At 32.2% G+C, this 4,077-nt stretch carries 4 protein-coding genes; all 4 read right to left on the bottom strand.

Going from position 1 to position 4,077, the window contains the following annotated elements; translation table 11 throughout:
- Nucleotides 1-581, bottom strand: a 581-nt coding sequence (locus BM212_RS07685; protein WP_143744925.1) for an RHS repeat-associated core domain-containing protein, incomplete at its 3' end; no start/stop codon positions are given.
- Nucleotides 582-1,378: 797 nt separating this feature from the next.
- Complete coding sequence (locus tag BM212_RS07680) at nt 1,379-2,011, bottom strand: response regulator transcription factor (RefSeq protein WP_072694598.1); 633 nt, start codon at nt 2,009-2,011, stop codon at nt 1,379-1,381.
- Nucleotides 2,008-2,814, bottom strand: coding sequence for a sensor histidine kinase (locus BM212_RS07675; RefSeq protein ID WP_245750952.1), 807 nt, complete (start codon nt 2,812-2,814; stop codon nt 2,008-2,010). Before BM212_RS07675 ends, BM212_RS07680 begins: the two co-directional genes overlap by 4 nt.
- Before the next feature lie 248 nt (nt 2,815-3,062).
- The gene (gene liaF / locus BM212_RS07670) at nt 3,063-3,800 is read right to left on the bottom strand and encodes a cell wall-active antibiotics response protein LiaF (protein ID WP_072694596.1); all 738 of its coding nucleotides are present in this window, start codon (nt 3,798-3,800) and stop codon (nt 3,063-3,065) included.
- Nucleotides 3,801-4,077 lie beyond the last annotated feature (277 nt).

Genomic DNA, 4,077 nt, shown 5'->3' with positions numbered 1-4,077 from the left:
CCGCCTATCAATCCACCAAATGCACCTGAAAATCCATTAAATACTAGCTCGTCCCATTCAACAGATTCATTATTGAAATATTGTGTACCAGTATAATTCGCCATATTCAATGCACTGTTTGCTGAGATAGCCCCTACTAATCCTATTCCAGTACCAGCAATTGCTCCTGAAGCTGCTCCAGTCGCTGTATTAACAGCAACTTCTCCCCAGCTGACATTATCCCATCCATCAGTCATTACTTGATCAATTAGATTTGCACTGCCGCCTATCAATCCACCAATTGCTCCTCCAGCAAGTACTGTAACGTATTCTCCATCTGGATCAACGTACATAGTAGGATTTGCATTAGCATAAGCATACCTGTTTAAAGTTGGACTATGTCGTATATCTCCTACGAATACATCCGCATTTATAAATCGCATAAGATTAGGTGAATAATATCTAGAGCGCATATAGTATAGACCTGTATCATCCGTCATTACTCCATCTTTAGCATTAAAAAGGAATCCGGTACTAATGGTATCTGATGTATTACTTACTTTTCCATAAGGATCATAAGAATATCTTTCAATTACCGCCAATTATCGGGATATACTTTTCTTGTCTTGCTTTGGATCCAATGTTAAATTTAGTGATATTTCATTTTCTTACCAGTGTTTAGTTCCAACAGAGTGAATTTCTTGACGTTATATTTGAATGATTATCTAAAAGGCCTTTCATTTCATTTTTAATCGTTTACTCACCTGAATTATGAACTTTAGCGTTTATTAAAAAAGTAGAACTCTCTACTCTAACTAATCAACCATTAATTCATCTTCTCTCTTATCATGTAATATTTCTAACAGGATTTTAAGTGGCTGAACAACATAAAGATTCCCATTTTATATTTAATAGAAACTTTCCTTATAAAGTAACACCATTCTTTTATGTATTAACTAGGAAAACTTTTGTAATTAAAAAGTTGATAGGTATATGTTATTTACTTGAGGCAAGTTTTTTTAATTTAAAAACTCGTACCCAGAAGAAAAGGTACAAGTTTTAGGGTATCATCTTGAAGCTATAAGTGCTGAAAACTAGAGGATGAGGTTTTCTTTATGTGAAAAAATTTAGAATGAATGATAGAATCGAATGAATTTTAAATTCTTTTTGTATCCTTTTATTTTCAGATCTTTTTAAAATGTTGATTATCCTCTGCTGGAAGTTTTACTGTTTCTTTCTCGTCTAATTCTAAAATATCATTATTACTGATTTTTTTCTATACATTCTCTTATTGCTTCAGAATGTGTTGTACTTATCTTAATAAAAAGCCTTCTTTGTGATCAGGCATAACCTCTTCTTCTATCTCTTTTTCATTATTAATCTGGTAATATTTATTTTTTCACTCTACTAAATCATGTCTAAATGCGTAAATAGCCGCTTGTGTTCGATCTTCTACTTGTAGTTTAGATAAAATATTAGATACGTGAGTTTTTACTGTTTTTAAAGTGATAAAAAGTGAATCAGCAATTTCCTGATTGGAATACCCTTGTGAAATCAATTGTAATACTTCTTTTTCTCGATTAGTTAAGTCATCATGCAAAACAACTTTTTGTTTCGTAGTTTCCCGATCCAAAATTTTTTCTGTAACTTCAGTTTCAAAGTATGGATCTCCATTATATGTAGAACGAATGGCTTCAGCAATTTCGCCCGCTGAAGATGTTTTTAAAAGGTATCCTGAAGCTCCTGCTTCCATAGCCGGGAAGACTTTTTCATCATCGATAAAACTAGTTAAAATGATAATTTTTGCTTCTGGCCATTCTTTTAAAATTTTTTGGGTTGACTCAATACCATCCATTACTTCCATCACCAGATCCATTAATATAATATCCGGTTTTTCTTTTAGTGCAATTTCAAATCCTTGCTGACCATCTTCTGCTTCTCCAATGACAGTAATATCTTCTTGTATAGAAAAATAAGAAGATAATCCTAATCGAACCATTTGATGATCATCTACTAGCAATAGTCGAATCATTTTTTTCCTCCTGCTATAATTGGTATGCTAATTTCAATACTCGTACCTTTATTGGGAAACGAGATAATTTTTACATTCCCGCCAATTCCATTGATTCTTTCACGTATATTTTCAAGACCATAGCTTCCAGATTTTTTAGAATTCATATCAAAACCTACACCATCATCTATCATTCTGAGTTGAACTGTTTCATGAACTTTTTTAAGATATACTTCCAGTTCTTCTGCTTTTGCATGTCTCAACACATTGGAAAGTAATTCCTGAACGATTCTAAACAAATGATCTTCTATTCCATCGGGTAAACTAACGTTTTCAATTTCAAAACGAATGTCCGTACTGATTTTTGTACAAAGTTCTTTTAATAATTGTTCAATTCCTTGCTTTAATGTTTTACCGTCCAATTTGACAGGTCTTAAGTGCAGAAGAAGTGCCCGCATTTCCGTTTGTGAATCATTAATGATTTTTTCAATTAAATCCAACTGTGTTTTAAACTTTTCATCCAATTGATCAGATTGCTGATTAACGGCACTCAGCATCATAGAGGCTGCAAATAACTGCTGACTTACAGAGTCATGTAACTCTCTAGCAATTCTATGTCGTTCCTGCTCAAGAATTTCAATTTTTGTTTCATTACTCATCTGAGTAGAACGTTGACTAGCGCTGATTGCTTCCTCTGCCATACGCATTAACTTCTCGTGAAGATTTATGAATTGGCGGTCTATTTCTTTATTCACTTGTAATGGGGTATCTAATGAGTACATATCTAAAAATATAGAAGCAGAATAATGTCCTTTTGACATCATTTTAAGACCTTCTTCTACTTTTTTCAATTTCTTTCTTTCAAATGATTTCATATATGTCAGCATAATAATTGTTAAAAAAACAGAAAAGAAAATTAAGTAAAAAATTAGTGGAAATCCCGAGAATCTATACTCAAAAATCATATAAAACCAATTTTCATCTGTAAAGGTAAAGCAGATGAATAAAGTAAATACAAAGATCAATAAGAAAAATAAGAAAAAATATTTAGAAAATTCAGTGGCATTTTTTCTCATAAAAATACCACCTCTACTTCGCCTACTAATACGTTCAGCACGACTTTGATTTTTCTTGAACTCAAATGATAAGAAGGAGATTGCCATTTTAGTGTTTCATTTTTCAAGTCCAGTTCATCATGAGCCACTTTGACTTTACCAAGCAATAATGATATATCTAATGAAACTCCAACTTCGTCAGGAATAAGTATCTTAGTTTCACCGATCCCTTTTCTTATCAAGACGATATTTTCCTGTTTAGGTAGAATGGTATTACCTAGGTCAATAACTGTATCGCCAATTATTTTAGTAAAGTTTATATCATCCCATTCATAAATATCATAGCCAATCGAATCATCACCAAACCATTTTTTTCTAGACATTTGCACAGTTTCTTCTTCGTGTTCTTTAAACTGTACAGCTACATATTCCTTTTCTCGCCATTTAGTCTGCTTTTTTGTAAGAGGATCTTTGACAGTCTTAAACATTCGGTGATCTTCTCCGACTTTGAAAATCAATAAGACAATCAAAATGACCCATGCTGCGCTAGTAAACAGAATAGAAAGGAAGAATAATATAAGCCCCAGCCAAAAAAGATTACCTTGCTTCTCATGAGATTTAAAAATTCTATCAGAAAAAAACATTAATAGGATGCTCCCTATTAATAAAATGAGAATCAGCGGATCTGTTACAAGATCATAAAGTAACCAAATCCCAAGCAAACCCATGATTATCTTAAATATTGGACGATTCATTTTACATGCTCCTAGCTATTCTATAGTAATTATAGTATAGCGAATATATCTGATAATAGCATTACTTGAAAGCAAAAATCAGTCTAAAGTATGATTTTTGAAATAAATAAAAAAAGATCAAAAGACAGCATAAACTGATATGCTCCCTTTATAGTAGACAGAGAAATAATAAAAATTCTCTGACACTATAAAGGGAGTTTTTTTGATGTCTAAAAGAATAACGAAGCATACCCTAGATGAACGTTTAGAAGCTGTTCTAAATGTGATGGAAGGAAAC

Source organism: Marinilactibacillus piezotolerans (assembly GCF_900114235.1).
In the GTDB taxonomy this organism is placed as follows: domain Bacteria; phylum Bacillota; class Bacilli; order Lactobacillales; family Carnobacteriaceae_A; genus Marinilactibacillus; species Marinilactibacillus piezotolerans.
This window is presented reverse-complemented; position numbering and strand designations above follow the sequence as displayed.

What these genes read in the sequence shown, in the direction of transcription:
- BM212_RS07680 (WP_072694598.1), bottom strand. Translation starts at nt 2,011, where the DNA reads ATGATTCGACTATTGCTAGTAGATGATCATCAAATGGTTCGATTAGGA.
- BM212_RS07675 (WP_245750952.1), bottom strand. Translation starts at nt 2,814, where the DNA reads ATGATGTCAAAAGGACATTATTCTGCTTCTATATTTTTAGATATGTAC.
- liaF (WP_072694596.1), bottom strand. Translation starts at nt 3,800, where the DNA reads ATGAATCGTCCAATATTTAAGATAATCATGGGTTTGCTTGGGATTTGG.